Origin of the sequence: Vibrio sp. OPT46 (assembly GCF_015163535.1) — a bacterium.
Classification (GTDB): domain Bacteria; phylum Pseudomonadota; class Gammaproteobacteria; order Enterobacterales; family Vibrionaceae; genus Vibrio; species Vibrio alginolyticus.
The window spans coordinates 1-644 of record NZ_JADDYG010000765.1; the positions used below are offsets into that span (position 1 = coordinate 1).

1 protein-coding gene is annotated in these 644 nt (G+C 38.8%); it reads right to left on the bottom strand.

The window, feature by feature from the left end; all coding sequences use genetic code 11:
• Positions 1–644: type VI secretion system baseplate subunit TssF (locus IQR33_RS26820; RefSeq protein WP_193844218.1), on the bottom strand; the 644-nt coding region annotated here is incomplete at both ends.

Below are 644 nucleotides of genomic sequence, written 5' to 3' on the forward strand. Positions count from 1 at the left end.
TCAACAAAAGAAATGTAAGTTTCTCTACCTGGCTCATCATACCCACCAGCCCAGTTCTTATCCTCACGTCTCATCAACCAATAAATCTCACTAGTGTTTGTATAATGCGTGTGCTCACCAGCGTGATAACATGGCAAATTGTGGTACGTTTTGTTCCAGTTTCTCAACGTTACGTCAGAAATTGAGACAACCTCATTACTTTCAGATTCTTGGTATTGCGGAGACAAGTGGTAATCGTATTCAGTTGGTAGAATACGCTTAGGCTCCATAATACTTTTAAATAAGTTGATTACAGGCACACAACCTACCATTAAGCTTTCTTCGTCCACTTGCTTTGGAAGCCAGTCATCGTTGGTATCAAAGTAAAAATACAGTTCGACTTGCTCTCCAAGATCTAGCTCAGATAATCCAAGTTCGGTGATATCAAAGAACATAAACTTCTCAGGAAAGTGCAAATACTCAACAAGTAATCTTGCTCCTGAAAAGCTTCTTTTACTGTATGGCACAACTTTCTCATCTTCTGAAAATCCCACTTCAGAAAGATGCCTTTTGGTTAAAGGACGAACTTCTTTGCCATCCACAACAACAGATAAACCAATTAGGTTTTGAAACAGCATTTGGTAGAGCTTAAAAGTCAATTGAGA